The sequence below is a fragment of the Drancourtella sp. An12 genome (genome assembly GCF_002160935.1).
Taxonomy (GTDB): Bacteria; Bacillota; Clostridia; order Lachnospirales; family Lachnospiraceae; genus Sellimonas; species Sellimonas catena.
Genome location: NZ_NFLO01000055.1, coordinates 1 through 522 on the forward strand (window position 1 = coordinate 1; position 522 = coordinate 522).

Annotated in this window: 2 tRNA genes; both read left to right on the top strand. The window is 45.2% G+C overall.

The window, feature by feature from the left end:
• The first annotated feature begins 41 nt into the window (after nucleotides 1–41).
• Nucleotides 42–115, top strand: a tRNA-Ile gene (locus B5E64_RS17785).
• Between the two features lie 80 nt (nucleotides 116–195).
• Nucleotides 196–268 (top strand) — tRNA-Ala (locus tag B5E64_RS17790).
• The last annotated feature ends 254 nt before the right edge of the window (nucleotides 269–522 follow it).

Consider the following 522-nt stretch of genomic DNA (forward strand, 5'->3'; position numbering starts at 1 on the left):
AAAAAGAAGAAACCGGCGGAAGCCGTTTTCATATAAAGTGTGGGCTTATAGCTCAGCCGGTTAGAGCGCACGCCTGATAAGCGTGAGGTCGGTGGTTCGAGTCCACTTAAGCCCATCACAATTTAAGAATGAAAGATGAGGCTGAGGAGGTAAGGCCCACTTAAGCCCATCACAACTTAAACAAAAACTATATACGGGGGATTAGCTCAGTTGGGAGAGCGCCTGCCTTGCAAGCAGGAGGTCACGAGTTCGAATCTCGTATTCTCCACTCGGATCGGAAACGGTCCGTAAGATATGAAAATGTACCTTGAAAACCGCATATAAGAACACAAATAGAAATATCAAGACATCCGAGGTAATGTGAACACATTATTGAGAACAACGGCAGATCAAAAGATCTGCACTATCGACCAACACATATCACGCTAGGTATGTGAGATTACGGAATGCTCCGTGAAAGATTTAAATAACTCGAGGCGAAGCCTCTCGTTATCCCGTCTTTCGAAACCGCATTCCGAATCA